General features: G+C 48.3%; 19 protein-coding genes, 1 tRNA gene and 1 pseudogene. 6 read left to right on the top strand and 15 right to left on the bottom strand.

Going from position 1 to position 23,779, the window contains the following annotated elements:
• Positions 1–395: 395 nt before the first annotated feature.
• From HMPREF9446_RS13005 to HMPREF9446_RS12970, 8 genes are all read right to left on the bottom strand, one after another.
• On the bottom strand, positions 396–755 hold the full coding sequence (locus tag HMPREF9446_RS13005; RefSeq protein WP_039969511.1) for a hypothetical protein: 360 nt from the start codon (positions 753–755) through the stop codon (positions 396–398).
• A 46-nt stretch (positions 756–801) separates the two neighbouring features.
• On the bottom strand, positions 802–1,755 hold the full coding sequence (locus tag HMPREF9446_RS13000; protein ID WP_009126144.1) for a DUF5106 domain-containing protein: 954 nt from the start codon (positions 1,753–1,755) through the stop codon (positions 802–804).
• Between the two features lie 63 nt (positions 1,756–1,818).
• The gene (locus HMPREF9446_RS12995; RefSeq protein WP_039969521.1) at positions 1,819–2,406 is read right to left on the bottom strand and encodes an Lcl C-terminal domain-containing protein; all 588 of its coding nucleotides are present in this window, start codon (positions 2,404–2,406) and stop codon (positions 1,819–1,821) included.
• Positions 2,407–2,504: 98 nt separating this feature from the next.
• Positions 2,505–4,934, bottom strand: coding sequence for a DUF4906 domain-containing protein (locus HMPREF9446_RS12990; protein WP_009126142.1), 2,430 nt, complete (start codon positions 4,932–4,934; stop codon positions 2,505–2,507).
• A gap of 17 nt (positions 4,935–4,951) precedes the next feature.
• Positions 4,952–5,941: a FimB/Mfa2 family fimbrial subunit gene (locus HMPREF9446_RS12985; protein WP_245532279.1), complete on the bottom strand. Its 990-nt coding sequence runs from the start codon at positions 5,939–5,941 to the stop codon at positions 4,952–4,954.
• A gap of 51 nt (positions 5,942–5,992) precedes the next feature.
• The gene (locus HMPREF9446_RS12980; protein WP_009126139.1) at positions 5,993–7,063 is read right to left on the bottom strand and encodes a fimbrial protein; all 1,071 of its coding nucleotides are present in this window, start codon (positions 7,061–7,063) and stop codon (positions 5,993–5,995) included.
• Positions 7,064–7,137: 74 nt separating this feature from the next.
• Positions 7,138–8,487, bottom strand: a complete 1,350-nt coding sequence (locus HMPREF9446_RS12975) for an OmpA family protein (protein WP_009126138.1) — start codon at positions 8,485–8,487, stop codon at positions 7,138–7,140.
• A 19-nt stretch (positions 8,488–8,506) separates the two neighbouring features.
• On the bottom strand, positions 8,507–9,088 hold the full coding sequence (locus tag HMPREF9446_RS12970; RefSeq protein WP_009126137.1) for a DUF3575 domain-containing protein: 582 nt from the start codon (positions 9,086–9,088) through the stop codon (positions 8,507–8,509).
• A 364-nt stretch (positions 9,089–9,452) separates the two neighbouring features.
• Between HMPREF9446_RS12970 and HMPREF9446_RS12965 the strand changes: the two genes are divergently transcribed.
• Entirely contained in the window at positions 9,453–10,328 is an 876-nt protein-coding gene (locus HMPREF9446_RS12965) for a helix-turn-helix domain-containing protein (RefSeq protein WP_039969516.1), read from the top strand.
• Positions 10,329–10,494: 166 nt separating this feature from the next.
• Here the strand turns inward: HMPREF9446_RS12965 and HMPREF9446_RS12960 are convergent, their stop codons facing one another.
• The 3 genes from HMPREF9446_RS12960 to HMPREF9446_RS12950 are packed head-to-tail and all read right to left on the bottom strand — an operon-like array spanning position 10,495 to position 12,425.
• Complete coding sequence (locus HMPREF9446_RS12960; RefSeq protein WP_009126135.1) at positions 10,495–11,775, bottom strand: tyrosine-type recombinase/integrase; 1,281 nt, start codon at positions 11,773–11,775, stop codon at positions 10,495–10,497.
• Positions 11,776–11,784: 9 nt separating this feature from the next.
• Positions 11,785–12,120, bottom strand: coding sequence for a hypothetical protein (locus HMPREF9446_RS12955; protein ID WP_009126134.1), 336 nt, complete (start codon positions 12,118–12,120; stop codon positions 11,785–11,787).
• Positions 12,117–12,425, bottom strand: a complete 309-nt coding sequence (locus HMPREF9446_RS12950; protein ID WP_009126133.1) for an FtsB family cell division protein — start codon at positions 12,423–12,425, stop codon at positions 12,117–12,119. Before HMPREF9446_RS12950 ends, HMPREF9446_RS12955 begins: the two co-directional genes overlap by 4 nt.
• 293 nt (positions 12,426–12,718) lie before the next feature.
• Here HMPREF9446_RS12950 and HMPREF9446_RS12940 point away from each other — a divergent pair, with 293 nt between their 5' ends.
• From HMPREF9446_RS12940 to HMPREF9446_RS18435, 4 genes and pseudogenes are all read left to right on the top strand, one after another.
• Positions 12,719–14,173, top strand: coding sequence for an ATP-binding protein (locus HMPREF9446_RS12940; RefSeq protein ID WP_039969513.1), 1,455 nt, complete (start codon positions 12,719–12,721; stop codon positions 14,171–14,173).
• A gap of 191 nt (positions 14,174–14,364) precedes the next feature.
• A pseudogene (locus tag HMPREF9446_RS12935) lies at positions 14,365–15,927 on the top strand (ATP-binding protein).
• Positions 15,928–16,115: 188 nt separating this feature from the next.
• Entirely contained in the window at positions 16,116–17,945 is a 1,830-nt protein-coding gene (locus tag HMPREF9446_RS12930; protein ID WP_009126129.1) for a DNA polymerase III subunit gamma/tau, read from the top strand.
• 262 nt (positions 17,946–18,207) lie between these two features.
• Entirely contained in the window at positions 18,208–18,378 is a 171-nt protein-coding gene (locus HMPREF9446_RS18435; RefSeq protein WP_004292360.1) for a DUF362 domain-containing protein, read from the top strand.
• Positions 18,379–18,457: 79 nt separating this feature from the next.
• Here the strand turns inward: HMPREF9446_RS18435 and HMPREF9446_RS12925 are convergent, their stop codons facing one another.
• The 4 genes from HMPREF9446_RS12925 to HMPREF9446_RS12910 form a co-directional block, all read right to left on the bottom strand.
• Positions 18,458–19,651 carry a pyridoxal phosphate-dependent aminotransferase gene (locus tag HMPREF9446_RS12925; protein WP_039969506.1) on the bottom strand — a complete coding sequence of 398 codons (1,194 nt, stop codon included), beginning with the start codon at positions 19,649–19,651 and terminating at the stop codon, positions 18,458–18,460.
• Between the two features lie 82 nt (positions 19,652–19,733).
• Positions 19,734–20,948 carry a bifunctional 3,4-dihydroxy-2-butanone-4-phosphate synthase/GTP cyclohydrolase II gene (locus HMPREF9446_RS12920; RefSeq protein WP_009126127.1) on the bottom strand — a complete coding sequence of 405 codons (1,215 nt, stop codon included), beginning with the start codon at positions 20,946–20,948 and terminating at the stop codon, positions 19,734–19,736.
• A 13-nt stretch (positions 20,949–20,961) separates the two neighbouring features.
• Positions 20,962–22,863: an LptF/LptG family permease gene (locus HMPREF9446_RS12915; RefSeq protein WP_009126126.1), complete on the bottom strand. Its 1,902-nt coding sequence runs from the start codon at positions 22,861–22,863 to the stop codon at positions 20,962–20,964.
• Positions 22,864–22,939: 76 nt separating this feature from the next.
• Positions 22,940–23,326, bottom strand: a complete 387-nt coding sequence (locus tag HMPREF9446_RS12910) for an START-like domain-containing protein (protein ID WP_009126125.1) — start codon at positions 23,324–23,326, stop codon at positions 22,940–22,942.
• Positions 23,327–23,586: 260 nt separating this feature from the next.
• Here HMPREF9446_RS12910 and HMPREF9446_RS12905 point away from each other — a divergent pair.
• Positions 23,587–23,660: transfer RNA gene (locus HMPREF9446_RS12905), tRNA-Met, on the top strand.
• Positions 23,661–23,779: the final 119 nt, after the last annotated feature.

Below are 23,779 nucleotides of genomic sequence, written 5' to 3'. Positions count from 1 at the left end.
GAAGATAAGATATACTATCCGTATATCTAGGGGGAAACGAATCAAGAAGATTGATCTTGGGGAAAATAACCGGGAGAGAAAAAAGGAAAGCGGAACGCATGATGCGTTGCCCCTAAACGGACGATGCGTCCGGGTAAAACGCATGATGCGTTCAAACCCGGCAGATGATGTGTTTTTTCTATTTGCATAACTCTATGGTTTGTAGTTCGAAATTTATGCAAAGGTAAGGGACGGACGCAGCGCCATCAAAATAAAAACTTACACGGGCAAAGAGGTAAGAAACGATATTCCAGACGGGTAGAGGACTTTAAGTGCAAGAATTCAACCGAACTTATTCTACGCTTTCATCGGATTGTTCTTTCCATGGTTCTTTTGTTCTTATGCCCACAAAGACTTCAAACTTTATGTACATACAACAGGTCCTCTATCAGCAGGTCGAGCTCCGGAGCGCTGATACACCCTTCATGGTAGTGGAAGTAGTGGCTCAAGATGGAACGCACCTGCCTGACCCGGCATTCCACGGTATAGCCGTGCCACATCACCACCTTGGCGTCGAGCGCGCAGCGAATGACGCCCACATAGGGAGTGATGGCTCGGCGTACATCGTCGCCGGGACGGAGCTGTATCTTTTCGTCGGGCAGGATGATAGTGACTTCGGGATGGTAGGAACGCACCACACGCAGGGCATCGGTCCAACGAGTTTTCGGCGTCAGGACGTCACGAGGAGTTTTTTTCTTTTTTTCTGAAGATTCCATGTTACTATGTTTATATAAATTGATAATAAAGGCTAATCGGCAGCTTTCATTCACTCTCAAAGAGCGCCGCCCTTAAATACCGTTCGACCCGCTCCACAGGGGCATCCTTCAACAACACCCGCTTGTCCGCGTCGAGCAAGTAGAGTGTGGGAATCGCCCTCAGGTCGTAGAGCCGACGGGCGGTGACGGACTGCGAGGCGTCGTGCACATTGAGCATGCAGGACGGGTAGGACGCGGACTTCCACAAGGCAACGTCCTCGTCGGGATAGACCGCCAGAATGACGAGCCTCGGACGGGGCCGCTTTCGGGAAGCAAGCCCGGAAAGGAGTTCCGAAGCGGCTATATACTCCTTCAGCCGCCGGCACTCCTCACAGTCGGGACTGTTGAAGAACAGCAGGGTATAGTCCGCCGACAAGCGCGAAAGACGTCCCCTGCTCCCGTTGGTACGCGTATAGACAAAGTCGGAAGCCACTTCGCCCGGACGGTTTTTCAGAGCCATTTCCAGTTGATAGGCGGGACGCACCTTCCCTATGTCGCCCAAGCGGGAGGAAGCCATGATCTGCCGCAGTACCGGTATGTAATATTCCTCGTTGTGGAACGGAGAGTTCGGATTGTAAAGATACTTCTCCGCCAGCCCCATAAAATGGGCGTACATGGAACTGTCCGCCGAAGCGGAGTCCATCATCGCGATCAAGGAGCTATGCGCAGTGCCCGGCGAGACCCGCGGCAGCAGATCCAGAAAGTCGGCCAACGCCTGCTCGGTCACCTCGGGACGGGAAATCAATGCCGTGTCCCGGAAGTTGAAATTCTCCCAGTAGCGGGTTACCAGGTACTCCGCACGCTCCTGCGGGGTGGCAAGCACGCCCGGAACGGCAGGCAGAGAGAAGACCTGCGGGGATTCCGGATGTCCGCTTGCCTGTTCTTTCGCATCCCTGCCGGTACACCCTGTCGCCAGGAACAAGAACGAGCACAGAATATATAGATTGCGATATAAAAGCATACTGTTTCTAATTTTCAAAACGGCTACGCCGTAAATGGTTAAACGGTCAATCCACCTGCGGCATCACAACTCCCGGATGCAACGCACATTACGAGTAGAGGTCTTACCAGTAAAAAACGAATAGAGGTGAGTAATAGAAGTTTCAAAATACAAAGCACAGGCACTGCGCTCAGAATGCTCGGTAGCACTCCAATATCTGCGTGGGGTATTTGGTGAGAACTCTGTAAACCCCTCTTGAGTTCGAGCTTCCAAGTCCCATCTCAGGATGTGGATTAACTGCAATTCCCGTTGCGTAGGTAACCGCCAACCTGTACCATCAAGATTCAAATCTTTACACAGATTCACCGCATCAACCCAGTTAAGCCCACCAAATTGATCACTCTTATCATTGGTATTATCCACCTTCGATACCTCAAACTTGTAATACACCTTCTCATTACTAACTTGTGATCCGATATTACTTGCATTGTTACTTCCCTTTACCCAAGTCGTGCCATCGGTTCCCGTTGCTTTGTTTTCGGTTGTTATATTCCGCAACGCCGAGGCATCAACAATCACTTTATTCCCCTCCACAATAACCTTCTGGGCATAACAGTTTACGGTCATCAGACAACCTGCAACAAACAACGCTAACGTTAGATTCCGTTTCATAACTCTTTTCTTTTTATGATTTTTCTCCATTATACTTTCATTCCACTATAACTCTTCCACTACTCCATGACAATCCCTGCCATCATTTATTTGCGGCATTACAACTCCCTAACGCAACGCACAGAATACCTATTATGGTCAAATTCATAGTGCGATCCACCACCCATGAACTCGAAGTAATGGTTGGCATCAGCATACATCTCGCTAACACTCCAATAACGCGAATCAAGATTGAAATTATCTTGCAGCCCCCCAATCCATGCCATCAGCAACTGTTCTGCTGCCGGCATATACCAATGAGCCTCAGACTCGTCGATAATTCCGTCACCGTTCACATCGCGGTTCTTCTCATGACAATATCGTGCCGCCGAACTTTTGTAAATGGGATGATAGATCAACCCTCTCGCATCAGGATAGTAATAAGGAGCCCCGGAATTTGTTCCGGTGTAAGCAGGAATCGGCTTCGGCTCTTTATCTCCCGTCTTATTGTTTCCATACATGGGCCTGTATGAGTCCTTCTCCTTTCCGAAGCCTAGGGGTTCGCTGTTTACGCCCCGTTGCACATCTACATATACCGCATTTGCCGTTTGAAACTTCCCATTGCGATAACAATCCGGTTTTCTATCGGCCCCCATAATATCATCGCCATAGAGCGTATATTCGTAAAAACCCGCCTGCATAGGACCAATGCGCTGTAAATCCGGATCTATCCCCGGATTCAAGGCCAAGCCAGCCTCTTCCGTATTCTCGAATACAAACAGCTCCTTGATATCGGAGGGCGTTCCGTCTTCCTTGAGAATAGTCAAGCCCGCATCGGAATTATTAGAATCAAAAACCTCGATATATCCATCCTGGCTGATATCGAATATCCTTATCTCAGGATTGGGAGTATGCAGGTTTCCGTCTTTGTAAAATGTAAAGCGTACCTTCGCCTTGCGCGGATTTCCCCTTGCTTGAAGGAACTCGTCAGCATACACGTACAAGGTATGGTTGGTGACCGCCGCAGCGTTGTCAAAAGGAATGCAGGTAATCTTGTAGCACATGCGGTAGGTGGCATCGGCAAAAGCCATCTCGTTGTCGCCGTCATCCTTCACCGATATATCGGAATAGGCGGTCCACCATTTTTGGGCATCGGACAACGTCTTTCTCACGCTTGTGTGCGGAATGTAGCGCCCTCTCACAAACCCGCTCGTTGGATTGGCATCCTGCTGCCACTTGGCGTCTTCCCCCGTCTGCTTCACCTGGTGGAACATCAGGTTCAGCGGTGAAATCTTGAGCCACGTGGCCGTGAATCCCGGATCTTTGTACGTTCTTCCCGCCTCGTCTTGAATCTCCATGGTGACTACTCCTTTGGGAGCATGGATGCGCATGGGACGGAAGTCGGGATGCGAATCCATCGTGAGGTTATCACCGTGATCCACGGCAAAGTCCCCGTTCTCGTACTCGATGCTTGAATCCACAGCGATGTCGTCGAGCCCCTTCACCGTGACGGTAAAGGTGTAATGGTTGCCTCGCTCGATGTCATAGTTGCCGTGGTTGTCACTTCCCAGATAGATGTATGCCTTGATCTGCCTGGTGCCCACCGACGTTTCGTGCATCGCCCGGATAAGGACGGCGGTGGCACGCTCGGGCTTGAACCACCCCTTGCCGCGGTGGTCGGTGTCTGTATAGGCCATGTCGGGGTATTGGTCGATAGGAAGACCTCTATTGACCCGTCCGCCCCGTCTGTTCTCGAAAAGATAAAGCCCTTGTGTTAATGTTTTCTTTCCGTCCGGCTCCGTGGTTTCGGTTTCGAACGGATAGTCCGCACCGGTGGTAAGCCAATGGCCGGGCTCGGAAACCGTCACGGCATCTCCGGAATCGCTCGGCGTCTTCTCCCTGTGAAACACGAAGTTCCGTTTGGGGGCATCTACCACGTCCCATCCCAGAATCGTCACCTTCTGGCCGGCAGGAGTCGCATCTTTGACAATCAGCGTGAGTTTGGCGGTCATGAAGTGCAGCTGCATGTCTATCTTCCCGGAATTCTGTCCGGAATGTATAACCACGTTCTCCTTCATGTCCGTCATCATCAGCGGGCGGGTCTTGTTGAGTCCGAAGTCCAGGTCTTCCGCCGTCACGACAATATCCCTCAGCCTTTGGTAAGTGTTGACTGCCGTAAGCTGTTCGCCCATCGCCGCATCGTGGGTGTTCGCCACGATGCAGATCCTCATTCCGCTGCCCGAGTAGGTCTTGACGTCCAGCGAAAGGGGCGAGCTTCCGGAGACATTGAGCCCCTCGTGTCTCTGGTTGGTGACGATGTTGTCCTGCGCGTCGAAAATCAGCACGTGCAGGTTTTCAATCTTGTTTTCCACGTCGTCCGGCACCACCCTTGTCCGGGCACGGCTGCCCATCGCCGCCATGCCCATCTTCAGGCTTACCAAGGCCGGCTCTCCCTCCGGCACGTTTCCGTTCGGTGAAACAAACTCATCTTTCACGCAACCCGAGAATAGGAGCGCACTGAGGAACAGAATTAATGCTATATTTTTCATTCACTTTCAGTTTTATGTTAAAACTCTTTCCAAATCTCTTTTTTGCCCCATTCCGAAACGGTCATATCCACGCTGATGTCCCCTCTGAAGTCTATGAGGACATTGAGCAGCCGTCCCGTCTCCACCCGCAGGGGATTGCCCTTGCTGTCGGAGATGACGGTGGTCATCAGCACGTCCCGGTGGTAGATGTCTATACGAATGTCGTGCTCCGGGGGGAAAACATGGAAGATGGAGCTGACGAAGTCGTCGTTGGCGTCGAAAGCCGCTTCGGGGCTGTAGCACACCTCCGAGCCGTTGGGCTTGCCGTAGAAGTCGAGCTTGTCGGTGCTCTTGCGGAGCACGTAGCGGAACTCGCCTTCACCGCTGCCCGCATATTGCCTGAGGTGCCGCGCCGTGATGGCTACACTGCCGGTCATGCGGCGCATGGGAAGCTCCTCCACCGAAGTATCGCCGGAGCTTATATCAATGATTCCGTGCAGCAGGTCGTCGGGCGAGCCTGCCACGGGTAAGGATGTCCGGGTATGGATCAGGGAAACGAAAGCCGTCTCCAGGTGGTCGCCTTGTCGCAACGCGGGCATCGTCTGATGTCCCTGTCCTCCGTTTCCCCAGGCAACCAGCGTCAGGGATTCATGGCCGGGAAAGTCCGCCGTCACGGTCTCGTTGACGCGGATGTCCTGCGTCCCGAGAAACAACTTGTTCTTGTCGAAGATATAGAGCGTGACGTCTTTCACGACGTCGGGGCCCAAGGGACGGTTGTCCGCATCGTAAGCCCTTACCTGCAAGGAAAAGGCAGGCTTTTCGCATTGCGAGAGGTCGTCCTTGATACAACTCGCAGATACAAATGCCATAAACAACAGTAAAGGCACTATTTGCAAGCAGCTATGGAATTTGTTCTTCTGCATGATTCTTGTCTTTTTTAGTGATATAAACGGGACACGGGATAAGGAGCCGTATCCGAAAAAAAGGAAACCGGAAAAGAAACAGAAGGGGAAAGGGAAACAGTTCACCCCGCCCCTCCTGTTCCATGGAAATTATCGCTTAGCCGTAGTCATCAAGATTTAGTTGAACTCTTTGTTTATGTCTACGGGATTCCATTTAGCTTGTTCGATAGTTACCGTTACGTCACCACTTACCAACGGTTGTTCAGGATCGACAGTACCGTTACCACCACCGGCTGCAACGTTACCCGTCAGTGTCAGAGTTATTTCATAAGAGTAACCGGGAGCGAAAGTGGAAGCTTCAGGCTTGATTGCACCCGCATCAAGAGTAGAGAAGGCGATGGGATAGTAAACAGTGGATGTTCCTCCATTCTGCTCCGTACGCGTAGCCTGGATGGCGAGGATCGTGGGCTGAGTGGAACTTGCGTTGCCGAAAGCGTAGAAATGAACACCGCTTTCCGCATAAGTTTTCGAAAGGAATGAAGCCACTACCGAATTCGCAGGATCGGGATAGCTGGCATCACCGTTGAAGAAGCTGGTCTGGGTTGTCTTATCGGTATCGAAGAACTTAGCGTCTCCACCGGCATTCAGCAGGACAATCTTATCGTTCTTGATATAGATAGCACCGTTCTCGGTATTGCCCTTTCTCTGGTCAATTACAGTCACTGTAACTTTGGCGGCAAGGAATTTCAAGGTTACCGTAGCCGCACCCGTATTTTCCGTAAACTTCACGGTGCCTGTTCCCTCCATCCATACATTCGTGCTTGTCTGCGTGGAGGTATCGTGAGAACCTCCGGCACTCAAGCTCTTTACAACTTTTGCAATCTGATCCTTGTTGACTACACCTTCAAAACCGCTACCGGTCAATCCGCCCACATTGGCCACGACATACACTTCGGTGGCGGCGGTAGTGGTGGTGAGTCGGTCGGGACCGGTGTTCGCTGATTTGTCTACCTCATGCTTCGTCACCAACTGTCCCTGCTCATTGAAGAAGAAGGCGATATAATTGTTTATCTGGGTATCATCGCCTGTTGCTCCGGTTGCCCGGGTACCGGCACTCTCCTCGCCTTTGAGGTTCAAGGTCACGTTGGCCTTTTCGCCGGCCACGGGCAAGTTCATGGACTCCTCCTGCGTACAGGAGAACATCGTCAGGGCCGCAAGGGCCATCGCACAAAAATTAATTTTCTTCATGTTTTCTACTTGTTTTTAAGTTAATAATTAATTGAGGATGAAATATAGTTTGTTTAAAAATTCACGTCCGTTCGTCACCGCTCTCTTTGCAGCAGTTCAAGGGCACGCTCCAGGTTCTTTCCCGCTTCGGCGTCCCCCGCCTCCGCTCCTTTGCGGAACAGGGCTGCCGCCTCGTCCGTATGCCCTCCCTCCATGCGGATGATTCCGCGAAGGTTGTCCGCCTTGTAGTAGGTATTGCCCTCCAGCGCCCTTTCGGCCTCGGCGTACTTCTTTTGCCGCAACAGGTCAACCGCCTTGTTGAACGATACCAGCCGGGGATCGGGCTGCGACTCGTAGAAGACCTTGATGTAACCCGCATTGCGCAGCTTGGGGAAGAAATGCTCCTTCATGTAACGGTAAGGCTTACCGTGGTTCAACTTCATGAGCATTCCCAGCCGTCCCATGTTCTTCGAAACGTCCCACACCGGAACCGTATCGATGATTTCCACAATCTGCCGTTTCTCGGGCATGTCGCTTTCCATGACCAGCTTGCGCAGGCCGCTCCACGACACACCGTCGTTGTTCACCTCAAAGAAGGAGGCGTCCAGCTCCGTGCGTCCGGCCAGGTAGGCCACCAGCGAGCGTCCCCGTTCTCCGGCGATACGCTCGTTCAGCACCTTGGTACCGTCCGGCGAGGCAGAGCCCATCACCAGAATCTTCGCCACACGGGAATCCTTGGAAGCGGCGATCTTGCCGAGCACCGACAGCAGATGGTCCAGCCGTGCGCCGTTGCCCTCATAGTCCGGAAGGATACCGGAGCTGCCCACGGGGAAATAAACCACCAGCGTGGCCTCCTCCCTGTAACGGGCAATGTCTTCCTGGCCGCCTATGCTGCCGCTCCACTCCGCCAGGAAGCTGTTTTCCTCCGCCAGCTTGTTTGCCACGGGCACCGCAGACTCCGGCTGCACCGGTTCCGGCACGAACAGTTCCGCAGGGGTGGCAAGCGCCATGTCCCCGGCAAGGGTGAGAGGGGCAAGCGTCCGTTCATCGCAACATCCACGGTTCACCGCCTCCAGCTGCAGGGAGGCGCCTTCCATCCATTCCTTATAGGGAAGAGCGTGGGTATAGGCCACTTCCTCGCCACCCCTGTGAAAGGTTCCGGAAAGGCTTCCCGTATCCCTCCACTCCTGAATCTGCGCCGTGCGGCTGCCGTAGCGGACGGGGGGCAGTGCTTCCCGCACCCCGCCCTTGCCGCACAACACCGGTGTTATCCCTAAAACATATTCTTTTTTCAGCCCGGTGGCGTTCAGCCTGAACGAGACGCGCACGCTGTCACCCTCACGGGAAACCTCCGTCCCGACCGCGCTTACCTTAATCTGATCCTTGGCGTGCAGGACACCCGCCTGCATCAACAGAAAACCGCCCAATAGTATGTGGTATTTCATATCCTTGCCTCCTGTGTGATTACTTGATGATATAAATAAGAGAAACGCCCGCCTTGGTAGGCCCGAAATAGTTCTTCTTGCTCTCGCCCAGCCTGTCGCCGCAGGTCTTGCATTCGAAGCGGTCGTAGTCCAGGCGGAGATATCCCAGCCCCAACGTGGCTTCCAGGTTCCAGCGCCGTCCCAGTATCCAGCTGTATCCGTATGAGAGCCCGGCACCCGCCGCCCATCCTTCGTAGCGTTTGCTTCCCAGCCCGGACTGCGATGGCTTGATGCCCAACGGAAGCATGCCTCCGAAGTTATATTCGCCGCCCAGCAGGTGCGCCCCGAAGAAATGTCCCGAAAAACTGCGGCATGTCCAGTAGCGGACTTCCGGCTGAAGCATCCACAGCTTCATCTTCTTGTTATCGGCGTAGCTCCACGGGTTATAGCTGCCCGACACGTCCAGCGTCCAGCGGGACGACAAGCCAAACTCCAGTCCCAGGTTCAGCGTGGAAGTGGCGTCATACAGCAGGTTGCTCTTTACAGAAAGCTTCTGCGCGCAAGCGGAACCCGAAAGGGAAGCCAGCAGGACTATCATAGCAATTGTCACGTTCTTTCGCATAATAAAAGCATTTATTTATTCGTATTTTTTCAACTCTTTTTTTAACTAAATCTCTGTTCTCGTTTTCACATTTTTCATCTGTCTATATAAAACAGATGAATAGTATGCCAATATCCTATATATCAACACAATAGCAATACAACAATGATTCAGTGTCATAAAAATGAAATAATTTAGCTGTTAAAAAACGGTATAATATCAATATTAATAACTATATTCACGCACCATAATACGACAGATTATCTGTCAGAAAAGATTCTAGCAAACTTGTAAAACTTCAATAATTCACATCATTGATTTATGAAACATAAACTGAAACATGGGGCAACAAACCCGATTATTAACCTTAAATTAAATGTATGATATGGAACTCTGTTATCTTAAAGAACACACCTCCTGCGTGAACTACAAAAGTCAGAAATACGACGGGTTCTCACTGGCGAATGCCTCGGAAGGGGAAGTCTTCGACAACCAGAAGGAGGAAACAAAGGGAAACCATCTGATATTCATCTTATCGGGGGAAGTATGCATCACCAGGGACGGCCGGGACAAAGTGACGGCAAGGGCGGGGGAATTCATCTTCATCCCCGTCTCCTCCCATTACACCGGAAAGGTGATCCGCCCGGGAAAGTATATCAACCTCACCTTTTTCCACGACAGCATCTCGCTGTGCGACAAGCACATGCTGAGCAGCTACATAAGAGAGAGACCGGAGACGCCTTTCCGCTTCACTCCCCTTCCCGTGCGTGAACCCTTAGATCTCTTCCTGCAATCCATGGAGATATATCTGCAGGCGGACGTCAACTGTAGGCATCTGCATGAACTCAAGGAAAGGGAGCTGTTCATCATCCTAAGAACCGCCTATGCAAAGAGCGAAATCGTGAACCTGTTCCAACCCATTATGGGGACGGACGTTGACTTCAAGGCGGCGGTCTTGCAACACAAGGACAAGGTGAACAGCAAGAAGGAGCTCACGAGGCTGCTGGGCATGAGTGAATCGGACCTGCAGAGAAAATTCAGGCAGGAGTTCGACGAACCCGTCTATGCCTGGTTACAGAAACAAAAGAACCAGCGGATACTCGCCAGGCTCGCATACGATTCCGTCACGATAAAGGAGGTTGTACACGAATTCGAGTTCTCCTCGGCGGCAAGTTTCAACAGGTATTGCAAGAGCCATTTCGGATGCACACCTACCGAATTGAAGAAAAAGATAAAGGGGAAGAACGGCCGTTTACCCTGATAAACAGCTACATATAAAAGACGATAAACGATTGGCTGATTTGGATAACTAAGTATTCCAAATCAGCCTTTATCTTTGCACCATCAAATGAAACGAGAACCTTTTAATAGAATATTTAAGTATAGTGTCTTGATTAATTAAGCGAGTTTTCAGTTTTTCATCTGTTTTATATAGACAGATGAAAACTCTCCCCCTCCTTTTTCATACAGTCATTCACTGCTGCGGCTACGTTTTCATTGACCCGGTTCATGGTGTCGTTCGTAAACGAATCCAGATAGATACGTGTGGTTTTCTCCGAAGTGTGCCCCAGTCCCTCACTGATAATGGATACCGGAACTCCCTCATTCTTAGCGATAGTGGCCCATGAATGGCGCGCCACATAGGTGGTGAGCGGCGTAGCGATGTGTAGCAGTTCCCCCAACCGCTTGAGGTAGCGGTTTATCATCCCCAAGGAATACCGGTACTGCGTGTAAACCGTACGTGAGGACGCCACGTCGATACATGGGAAAAGGTACGGGCTCCGAGACCTGTACTTCTCAATAATTTCGTACATGCAGGGAAGCATGCCCACCTGCAGGCGTTGTCCGGTTTTATTACGCTCATAAAAGAGAGTACCATTGACTATACAGTCACGCCTAAGGTGAATGACATCCACGAACGACATGCCACGGCAATAAAAACTGAACATGAACAAATCACGCGCCTCTTCCATCCGCGGATGCCGCCGCAAATCGACCCGGGCAATGCGCGCTATCTCCTCCTTGGTAAGCGCACGCTTCAACGTCTCCTGAACACGAAAGTTCAAATCGGCAAAAGGATTGCCTTCCCTCACTTCCACTCCCTGCTTACGTGCCTTGTTATATACAGCCCTGAAGCAGCTCAGATACATGCCGACCGTGTTTTCCGAGATTCTACGGGTACGCAGATAGTGCATGTAGTCCGTCACAAAAGCATAGTCAACCTCCTTGAACCTCAGCTTTCCAAGGGCACAGAAGCGTCGCAGGGAATTCAGCCCGCTGACATACGCCTCCGCAGTACCCGACTTCCCCTCTCCGCGCAACTCCTCTATACATTGCAGCATGAATACCTCTACGTACTGGCTACACCGGTTCTTGTGATGCTTCTGCATCAGACGTTCCAGACTGAACCCCGGCTCGGCCCTTTCCAAAAAAAGCCCCGCCTTGAGCAAGTTGCCCTTTTCCTCCTTGATAAGGCGGTTGATGCATCCCAAGTCTTTCCGCTTCAACGGCCCTTCCGGAGAAAACACCACCCGCTCCTTGTCCGGCAGGAAATTGGACCAATGGAGGCGCCATCCCAAAGAATACTCTTTCTTCCTGCGACGATACAACACACGGATGCCCAGCGAATAGATGCCTTCTTCGCTTGCCTTGCAAGAATTTAAAACAACACGGATACTCAGCTTATTCTTTTTGTTTCGCAGATCCATCTGGAGATCTTACTCCTTTGCCTCCTCTTGCGGGATACGTATAGACGTATAAAGTTCAATGACCGCCGCCACTGTCAAAGAGACAATCCACTCGTTGCCATGCGTAAAGAGCATGAACGCACCGGTCAGCACCAACAGAAGCGCGGCGAATATCTGCTGGCGGCGCAAACGTTTGACATTGGGAGCCTGGCTCTTGGACGGGGAGTTTATCTGCGCCAGTGCAACCAGAGTGGCACCGACAGTATATATATAGGGGGCAAGCTGCCAGCCCGTAATATAAACGGCTGCTCCTGCCAAGACCATTACGGCTCCTACAGTGAAAAGGGCGGGTATCAATTGTTTCATTCTTCTATATCTCCTTCAAATACATAAATGTCCTCATTGGGCTTCTTCATCAGATATTTCTCGCGGGCAATCCGCTCAATAGCTCCGGAATCGGCGACAAGCTCATTCAAGCGTTCCGTATTCTCCTCATACTCTTTGCGATACCGCTCTATCTCTCCGCGCAAACGGTTCTCTTCCCGTGCATATCCCAAACGGCGCACCATGCTGTTTTCATCCAGAAAACCAACAATCACCGCAAACAGCACAAGCGTGATAAGATACTTATGCTTGCGGAAAAAAGACCAAAGAAAAGCAAGTTTATCCATGTTGCTTATTAATTAATGATTATCGACGGATGGCTGCGTCCACTCACCTCTAATCCGAATTTCTTTGAGCACAAAGATAAGAGGAATAACCGAGACTTTTCTTTTTTTTGCTTACATTTGCACAAAAAGCAAAGCGACCACGCTCTGACACAAGAATATAACGTGCTTACAAGAAAAATGCAGCCATTAAAAAAGTATCAGCCCGTGAGCCATAAAAGACTTGCGGGCTGAATTATATACAACAAGAAATACGTATGAAAAAATACCCTTGCAATCAAGCTGACAGTTTGCATATAACTATAGATAACCTTGACACTGTTAAAGAGCTGGTAGCTGAAACAGAAAGCAATCAAGTGGAGTTTAAGGAAACCACGGGACAATTGGAACGTGCAATGGAAACATTGTGTGCCTTCCTCAATGGAACAGGTGGAACAATATTGTTCGGCGTGACTGATAAAGGCAAGATTATCGGGCAGGAATTGAGCGACAAGACCAAACGAGAAATAGGAGAAGCTATCCGACGCATAGAACCGTTTGCCACCATCGAAGTTTCCTATATTGCCATTCCAGACACAACCAAGAGCATAATCAGCATACATGCAGAGGAACAACGCTATATGCGTCCTTTCTCTTACAGAGGAAGGGCTTACCAACGTATTGAGAGCGTTACATCTGTTATGACACAAGAAATTTACAATCAACTGCTAATGCAACGTAGCGGCAAATATGCCTGGGAGTCATTGACCAATCCGAATCTTCAAATTACAGACCTTAATGAACAAGCTATTATGGGAGCCGTCCGTGGAGGTATCAGAGGCGGACGTTTGCCTGAAGCCACTATCCGAGAAGAATTACCTACTATTCTTGAAAAGTTCAACCTGCTGCATGGCGGAAAACTGAACAATGCCGCCGCAGTTCTGTTTGGTAAGGATTTTTATAATTATCCGCAATGCCTGTTACGGTTAGCCCGATTCAAAGGGACAACCAAAGATGAATTTATCGACAACCAACGTATAAACGGCAATATTTACAGCTTACTGGATGCAGCTATGGCGTTCTTCTTCAAACACCTTTCTCTATCCGGAAAGATTGAAAGACTGTACCGCGAAGAGGAGCTGAACATACCTTACAAAGCCTTACGCGAAGGTTGCATTAACGCCTTGTGCCATAGAGCCTATCATCGCCCCGGAAGCTCGGTAGGAATAGCCGTCTATGATGACCGTGTAGAAATTGAAAACAGCGGCACTTTTCCACCTGATATGACTATAGAAAAGCTGCTGAGCGGGCATAATTCGGAACCGCAAAACCTTATCATAGCCAATGTCCTGTATAAGAGCGAAGTGCTGGAGAGTTGGGGGCGCGGCATCAATCTTATGGTTAGCGAATGTCGCCGCGTAGGTATTCCCGATCCCGAATTTCACACTGACGGAAGTGCTGTATGGGTAGTATTCCACTACACACGAAGTACTGTGGGGTATAATTCCACAAGCACCCCACAAGCACCCCACAAGCACCCCACAAGCACTCCACAAGTAAATGCTATTGTTGGTGCAATCAATGATAGATTGTTATCAGTAAAGGAAATCATGGAGATTATGCTATTAAAGGATAGAAAGAGTTTTCTTTATAGCTATCTTTATCCGGCTATAGAATCCGGTTTTGTAGCATTACTATATCCAAAGACTCCCAAGCATCCGAAACAAAAATACCACCTTACCGATAAGGGAAAGGAACTGTTGAAACAATAATAGGTACGACGAAAAAAAAGTGAACGCACAACCTATATACCATCTATGAAAAGATGGCACAAAGATAAGAGGAATAACCGAGACTTTTCTTTTTTTTGCTTACATTTGCACAAAAAGCAAAGCGACCACGCTCTGACACAAGAATATAACGTGCTTACAAGAAAAATGTAGCCATTAAAATAAAGAAAGGAATGAATATGAATATAGGACGCAAACTCCCTATCGGGATACAGACTTTCGAAAAGATCAGAGAAGGAGACTATATATATGTAGATAAGACTGAATTGGTATGGAAGATGGCCGCTACCGCTACCCCCTACTTCCTCAGCCGTCCCCGACGTTTTGGCAAAAGCTTGTTGCTCTCTACTTTCGAGGCTTACTTCGAGGGAAAGAAAGAACTGTTCAAAGGTCTTGCCATAGAACAGCTAGAACAGGAATGGAAGAAATATCCCGTGCTGCATCTGGACTTGAATGCAGAAAAGTATGATTCACCCGAACGACTGGACGATATACTCAGCCGCCAATTGACCCAATGGGAACTCCGGTACGATAAAGGACCGGACGAAAACACCTTAGCGGGACGCTTCTCCGGCATCATCCGCCGCGCCAGCCAGCAAGCAGGCTGCGGCGTAGTAGTGCTGGTGGACGAATATGACAAGCCCCTGCTGCAAGCCTTGGGAAACGACGACTTGATGGAAGAGTACCGCAAAACCTTGAAAGCCTTCTATGGCGTACTGAAAAGTGCCGACCGCTACCTGCGCTTTGCCTTCCTCACCGGAGTGACGAAGTTTTCGCAAGTAAGCGTGTTCAGTGACCTGAACCAGTTGCAGGACATCAGCATGAACTATTACTATTCGGCGATATGCGGCATTACAAAAGATGAACTGCAAACCTATTTTATACCCGAAATAGAACGGTTTGCCGAAATAAACGATTTGACATTTACAGAAACTGTAGATAAACTGACGAAGAACTACGACGGCTATCATTTTCATCCGAAAGGAGAAGGTATGTTCAATCCGTTCAGCATATTGAACGCATTCAGCAGTATGGAGTTCGGCAGTTATTGGTTCCAGACCGGTACTCCCACCTTCCTGGTACAGATGTTACAAGATACGGATTACGACCTGCGCACCCTGCTCGACGGCATAGAAGCTCCGGCTTCCATGTTCACCGAGTATCGCGTGGATTCCAACAATCCCATTCCGCTGATTTACCAAAGCGGCTACTTGACGATAAAGGATTATGACCAGCGCTTTAGCAATTATCTGCTGGAATTTCCCAATGACGAGGTGCGCTACGGATTCATCAATTTTCTGGTACCTTTCTATACACCAATGACAAATAATGACCAAGGATTTTATATAGGCAAGTTTGTCCACGAGTTGGAAAGAGGTGATTACAACGCCTTCCTCACCCGCCTGCAAGCCTTTTTTGCAGACTTCCCCTACGAACTGAACGACAAGACCGAACGCCATTATCAAGTAGTGTTCTATCTCGTCTTCAAACTGATGGGGCAGTTCACCGAAACTGAAGTGCGCAGTGCCAAAGGTCGGGCGGATGCGGTAGTGAAAACTCCGAAGTATATCTATGTCTTCGAGTTCAAGCTGCATGACACGGCCGAAAACGCATTGAAGTAGATTGATGAAAAAGGCTATCTGATACCTCATCAGGCTGACGGGCAAGAGCTTCTAAAGATTGGGGTAGAATTTAGCCAGGAAGAACGAAACATCAGCCGATGGGTGACTGAATAAACAACTCTATCCCCACCCGTAAACAGCGGAAAGCGGCAAGGAGACGAAAACATAGAGGGGCTGGGAGAAAGAGAGAAATATGCAAGTTTCAATATCCAAATAAGAGGAATAACCGGGACTTTTCTTTTTTTTTGCTTACATTTGCACAAAAAGCGAAGCGACCACGCTCTGACAAGAACATCTTGAATATGGAAAATTATATTGTATCAGCACGAAAATATCGTCCCTCGACCTTCGAGTCGGTGGTAGGACAACGCGCCCTGACCACCACCTTGAAGAATGCCATCGCTACCGGAAAACTGGCACATGCTTATCTTTTCTGTGGACCGCGTGGCGTTGGAAAAACCACTTGCGCACGCATCTTTGCCAAGACCATCAACTGCATGAACCCGACCGCCGACGGCGAAGCATGTAACCAATGCGAATCGTGCACCGCTTTCAACGAGCAACGTTCATACAATATCCACGAATTGGATGCCGCCTCCAACAACTCGGTCGACGATATCCGCCAACTGGTGGAACAGGTACGCATTCCACCACAGATCGGCAAATACAAAGTATACATCATTGACGAGGTACACATGTTGTCCGCCTCTGCCTTCAATGCTTTTTTGAAGACACTGGAAGAACCTCCCCGCCATGCCATCTTCATTCTTGCCACCACGGAGAAACACAAGATATTGCCCACCATCCTTTCACGTTGCCAGATATACGATTTCAGCCGCATAGGTGTGGAGGATACCGTAGCCCACCTGGCTTACGTAGCTTCCAAAGAAGGAATCACTGCCGAACCGGAAGCCTTGAATGTTATTGCCCTGAAAGCCGATGGCGGTATGCGCGACGCCTTATCCATCTTTGATCAAGTAGTTAGTTTCACCGGAGGGCACATCACCTACAAAAGTGTAATTGAAAATCTGAATGTGCTCGATTACGAATACTATTTTAAACTGACTGATTTCTTCCTTGACAACAAGGTGGGCGATGCGCTATTATTATTGAATGATGTTCTAAACAAAGGATTCGATGGCAGCCATTTCATCACCGGCCTCTCTTCCCACCTGCGCGACTTACTGGTAAGTAAAGACACCGTAACCCTGCCCTTGCTTGAAGTCGGCGCCAGCATCCGCGAACGCTACCAGGCACAGGCACAGAAGTGTCCGCTGCCTTTCCTGTATCGTGCCATGAAACTTTGCAACGACTGCGACCTGAACTACCGTGCCAGTAAAAACAAGCGGTTGTTGGTAGAGTTAACCTTGATACAGGTGGCCCAACTCACTGCCGAAGGAGATGACGTTTCAAGTGGGCGTAGCCCTAAACAAGTCATAAAACCCATATTCACGCAGCCTGCCGCTCCCCAGCAACAGGCAGGTTCCGCCCCCCACCACCCACAAGCAGCAAGTACCCCGGCAGCAGCACAACCTGCCGCACAAACGACCGGTACCTCCAAACCTGTTGTTCCCCCAACAGGTAATGCCGCCGCCACGCATACAACTCCCACCGCCGTGCTGATGGCACAGGGAAAAGAAGAAAAGAAAATTCCGGTAATGAAAATGTCGGGCTTAGGCGTATCCATAAAACGCCCGCATGTGGAAGAAGAACAGAAAAAGAACGGTACTCCTACAGCTGTCCTGCAAACCGCACAGCCGGAAGAGGACTTTATCTTCAATGAAAGAGACGTGAACTACTATTGGCAAGAGTATGCCGGACGCATGCCTATAGAGCAGGTTGCCATTGCCAAGCGCATGCAGAACATGCATGTCGCCCTACTGAATGCCACTACCTTCGAGGCTGTGGTGGACAATGAAATCATTGCCAAAGAATTTACGGCTTTGATCCCCACGCTGCAAGAGTATATGCGTGTCCGCTTGAAAAACCGGAAAGTCACCATGACCGTACGTGTCAGTGCCCCGGCCGAAAAGGTCCGTGCTTACGGCAGAGTGGAAAAGTTCCAAATGATGGCACAAAAAAACAGTGCCTTGATGGAATTGAAGAATGAATTTGGATTGGAGCTTTATTAGTTCCATCCAAGGCAAGCGGGAACCTTCTCATTATTTATTACCTAACTAAAAGAAAATCAACATATTTAATTTTCCATTATTGTATATTTTGCCCATAATAATCAAAATAAGGTAGCTATACTTTTACTTACCCCACCTTACCTTGACTTATTTAGACGCTATACAAATTAGAGGTTTTTAATCAAGATTGATAACAACTAATGAAGAAAACAGCTATTTTTGCCGAACAAATTAGTACTAATAATTTAAAATCTAAAAGAAAATGGCTTACGTAATTAGTGACGATTGTATTGCTTGCGGTACTTGCATCGACGAGTGTCCGGTAGGCGCTATCTCTGAAGGCGATATCTATTCTATCGATCCTGAAACTTGTACAGAGTGCGGTACTTGCGCGGATGTTTGTCCGTCTGAAGCAATTCATCCGGGAGAATAATAAATTCCCCTTTAAGAAAAGGAAAGGCTCGGTCTCTATCAAGAACCGAGCCTTCTTCTTTATATCAATAAGTCTCCTATCAACCCAGCTTTGCCAATGCTTCCTTGATACGACGGATAGCTTCGATGATATTTTCATCACTGGTAGCATAACTCATACGGATACATTCGGGCGCACCGAAAGAAGTACCGCCTACACAGGCAACGTGGGCTACTTCCAGCAGATACATAGCCAAATCATCTGAATTGTTGATCTTACGCTCGCCGACAGCCTTACCGAAGAATGAACTGCACTTGGGAAACAGGTAGAAAGCTCCTTCCGGTACATTTACTTCAAATCCCGGAACCTCCTTAGCCAACTTGACAATCAAATCACGACGACGCTCAAATGCTTGGCGCATTTCTTCCACAGGAGCCTGAGAGCCTGTATATGCAGCTTCAGCTGCTTTCTGTGACACAGAGCAAGGACCGGAAGTATATTGACCTTGCAGTTTGTTGCAGGCCTTCACGATCCATTCGGGTCCGGCAATGAAACCGATACGCCAACCAGTCATGGCGTATGCCTTGGAAACACCATTTACAATCACCGTACGTTCTTTCATTTCAGGGAACTGCGCAATACTTTGGTGCTTGCCGATATAATTGATATGCTCATAAATTTCATCGGCAATTACAATGACCTGCGGATGTTTTGCCAGTACAGCAGCCAATCCGGCCAGCTCTTCCTTGCTATATACAGAACCTGTCGGATTGGATGGCGAACAAAGGATCAGCGCCTTGGTCTTTGGAGTAATCGCTGCTTCCAACTGTGCAGGCGTAATCTTGAAATCCTGTTCGATACCGGCAGGTACAATCACCGGAGTACCTTCAGCCAGCTTTACCATTTCAGGATAACTTACCCAATAGGGGGCAGGCACAATCACTTCATCCCCCGGATTCACCAATACTAAAATCGCATTACAAACGGACTGCTTGGCACCGTTGGCACAAGAGATTTGTGCAGCCGTATATTCCAGACCGTTCTCTTTCTTTAATTTCTCTACAATGGCATTACGCAAAGCAGGATAACCCGGAACTGGAGAATAGCGGGAGAAGTTGTCGTCTATCGCCTTTTTCGCAGCCTCCTTAATATGCTCGGGAGTATTGAAATCGGGTTCGCCCACACTCAAGTTAATAACATCTACGCCTTGAGCTTTCAGCTCTCCGCTCTTTTGGGACATAGCCAGCGTCGCAGAGGGCGACAAACTGTTCAAGCGATCTGATAATTGGTTCATCTTGTTTCTAATTAATGGTTGTTATGCAAATCTGGTTGCAAAATAAACGATTTTCTTTGATATGGAAAAACAAAAAGACAGTTTACTTACTAAAATGAAGTGTATGTCCCATACGTTCTTTCTTGGTACGCAAATAGCGTTCATTATACTGGTTCGGAACCGACTCAATAGGCACATTCTCCGTAATTTCCAGACCGTATGCTTCCAAACCTACGCGTTTTACAGGATTATTGGTCATCAGACGCATTTTGTGTACCCCTATTTCACGAAGAATCTGAGCGCCTACACCATAATCGCGTTCATCGGCCAAATGACCCAAGCAGATGTTCGCATCCACCGTATCCAAGCCATCCTCTTGCAATTTATAAGCTCTCATCTTCTCCATCAAACCAATGCCGCGTCCTTCCTGGTTTAAATAAACCACTACTCCCTTACCGGCTTTCTCTATCATTTCCATAGCCTTGTGCAACTGTTCGCCGCAATCGCAACGCTTGGAACCGAAAATATCACCTGTCGCGCAAGAAGAGTGTACACGTACCAGAATCGGCTCATCAGGAGCCCAAGTTCCCTTGAACAAGGCCACGTGTTCCAATCCGTTGGACTTCTGACGGAAAGGGATCAGACGGAAATGACCATGCTCTGTAGGCATATCTACTTCCACCCCTTTCTCTACAATAGATTCCTGTTTCAAACGGTAGGCAATTAAATCACGGATAGAGATCAACTTCAAACCGTATTCATCAGCCATCTTACGCAATTCGGGCAGACGCGCCATACTACCATCCTCATTCATGATTTCCATCAACGCACCTGCCGGATAGAGTCCTGACAGACGTGCCATATCAATGGCAGCTTCCGTATGTCCGGCACGACGCAACACCCCTTTCTCCTGTGCATACAAGGGATTGATATGACCGGGACGGCCGAATGTGGCCGGAGTAGAAGCCGGATCGGCCAACGCCTGGATTGTCGCGGCACGGTCAGCGGCAGAGACGCCGGTGGTACAACCTTCCAATTTGTCGATAGTCACCGTGAAAGGAGTACCCAGTACGGAAGTATTGTCCGCCACCTGATGCGGCAGATCAAGTTCTTTACAACGGGAAACCGTAACCGGCGCGCAAAGTACACCACGCGCATGCTTTAACATGAAGTTTACTTTTTCCGGCGTAATCTTCTCGGCAGCAATAATCAAATCACCTTCGTTCTCACGGTCTTCGTCGTCAACCACAATCACAAAGTTACCGGCCTTGAAATCCTCAATGGCCTCCTCTATTGTATTCAGCTTTACATTTTCCATATTATATCTGTTTTTATTTGTTCTGATCGGTTTCTATAATCTTGATTACCTCCTCATTTGTCTTAATAATCCGTTCCATGTCCTTATTCAAACGGATGCGGAACGCCCAAATACGGAAATAGAAAAACAAACCTACCGGGAAAACAACCCCGCAAAGCAGGTTCAGCCAGTAATTGTGAAAAGGACGTACATGTGCATGGACAGCTATGACAGGATAGTTATTCAAGGCCATCAACAACGGGATGGACTTAGTATTGGACATTTCTTCAATCAACCCCTCCATGCGTTCATTGATTCCTTCCATCTCAAGATCTTGCGTCTCATTCATCCACAACCTAAAGTAATTGGGAACACGCTTCAACGCTTTCTTTTCCGCATACGCACGGCAATCGGCAGACAAAGCCCGCAAATCACCCGGAAGACGTGCATAGTCCGGATCATGAATAATGACTTCCTTGCGGAACATGTGACGAACGCTGCGGATACCTATTACCTTTTTAAACCAATTGATATAGGCATCTGCATTCAGTACCACAGAATCGTTATTGGATTTATAGGTAAGAAAAGCTCCCAAAGGCGCCAATATCGCAGTACTGGTCCACATGCCCATCCACACAATCCATTTCCCGTCACGAGCCATCTTATAACCCGTATTGTTAATGATATAGTAAACAATAAATATCAATACGGATACCACTACCGGCATACCCAACCCGCCTTTGCGAATGATGCCTCCAAGAGGGGCACCGATAAAAAAGAAGATGAGGCATGCCAATGAAAGCGTCAGTTTCTCATGCCAGGAGGTCATGTGACGGCGCAGGCTGGTATCTGTCTGGGAGATACTGTAACTCTTGAAGCTCCAATCACTTCCGGCACTTTCCGCGCGGCTCACAGCCGTAGAAATAATCTTCTGTTTCTGCATCAATGTAGCGACATTGAACAAACTATCGACATTGTAGTCACCCAAACGCGCATTTTCAACCTTTATTGTATCTTCTTTACTCAAACTGGCCGTAACATTATATGTGCCGGACATTGCCTCCTTGTAATAGGTTCGTCCTACGCTGTCATTCTGAATGGTCATCGAATCGATACCAGCCTGCAGCATTTTCATATCCTTGCTATTGGACTGACTGCTCATGATACCGGTATCTACCATATTGAAATCGGAATTAAATTCAATGATGGCGTGCTTTTCGCGGAAAGCTTCACGACGATAAGGGACATTCCGCTGATTCATGTTCTGAGATTTCAAATTTTCAAACTGCTCACCACTAAACAGATGAAGATACAGATGCTGCTTATCTGCCGTCATCTCAAGCCTTCCGGAGTCAGCCTTGATAATCTGCGCATTCTCAAACCCCTTTTCAAAGTTATAAATCAACACGTCATAAAGCATACCTGTCTTACGGTCTTTATGCTTTACATAAAGATTATAACCGTCTATCTCGTCATAGAACACACCTTCCGGAATATCTACCTCCGGAGACTTTTGCTTCATAGACAGCAATAAAGTCCACAACTTTGTCTGAGCCTGCGGACCGATCACATTCTGAAAATAGAAAGAAACCAAGCAGATGAAGCAGATGAAAATAATCAGCGGCCGCATGATTTTAAGCAACGAGATACCCGCTGCTTTCATTGCAAGCAACTCAAAACGCTCTCCGAAATTTCCGAAAGTAATAAGGGCTGCCAACAATATGGCCAACGGCAGTGAAGCGGGCACCAATGACAATGCCGAATAGAAGAAAAACTGTGCAAGGACAGTCATCTCCAATCCTTTCCCCACCATTTCATCTACATACCTCCATAGGAACTGCATCATGAAGATGAAGAGACAAATGAAGAAAGTACCCATAAAGAGCATGCAAAAGCTCTTCAGAATAAATATATCTAACTTTTTTATGCGCAGCATTTTACTCTTTTCATGCAATGAGGACACAAAAGTAGCATAAAAAAGGGAGTACGGGAAATTTTTAATTGAAAGTTAACTAAAAACCACACGTTCTACGCAAAGTATCGACTTGTGACTCCCACAATTCACGCAAATCGGCAACTTCGTCTGCATCAGTGAAATCGGTAATTTCCAATACAAAATCATTAGTCAACTCGCTATTTGTCATTTTTAATTCAAAGTACTCACGAGGATTTTCATCATCCAACCAACGAAAGCGAATAAAGGAATAAGCCCGCACGGCTACAATCTCCGCATCACGTTTTTCGGTCTTTCCCCAGAAGAAAGTGACGATTTTATCGTCCGATTGCACCCTGTCAGCAAACCAGCCCTCCAAACCGTTAGGAGTACTTATCGCTGTCCAAAGAATACTTTTAGAAGTCGCATTCAAGAGATATTCTAAATGTACTTTTTTTCTTTCCATAGTCTTTTCTGCTTTTTTATTGCGTCCGCCAAATTAAATACTTTTTTCTAATTAGAAAAAATAATTCATTAAATTTATTTAGATTAGCCTTATGAGAGGGGTATAACATCTTGATAATGTTATACAAAACCACCAATAAAAAAAACAGTTTTCACCCCATACACTATAACCAGTCCGATAAACCACAAAAAAAAATATCTCTAAAATTTTTGGTAGTTAAAACAAAAGCTATATCTTTGCACCCGCAATCGAGAAATGATGGCGGGATAGCTCAGCTGGTTAGAGCGCATGATTCATAATCATGAGGTCCCCGGTTCAATCCCGGGTCCCGCTACAAAGAAGATTTAGACTGTTGAGAGGCTTCCACTCTTGGCGGTCTTTTTTTGTTTTTAATCCTCGGTTTGCGCTATGGTTTGGGATCAACGTAAAAACGGATCAACGTAAAAACCTGAG

Origin of the sequence: Bacteroides fluxus YIT 12057, assembly GCF_000195635.1 — a bacterium.
GTDB classification, from domain to species: Bacteria; Bacteroidota; Bacteroidia; order Bacteroidales; family Bacteroidaceae; genus Bacteroides; species Bacteroides fluxus.
The sequence above is the reverse complement of the archived record's forward strand: the minus strand, read 5'-3'. Positions and strand labels throughout refer to the sequence as shown.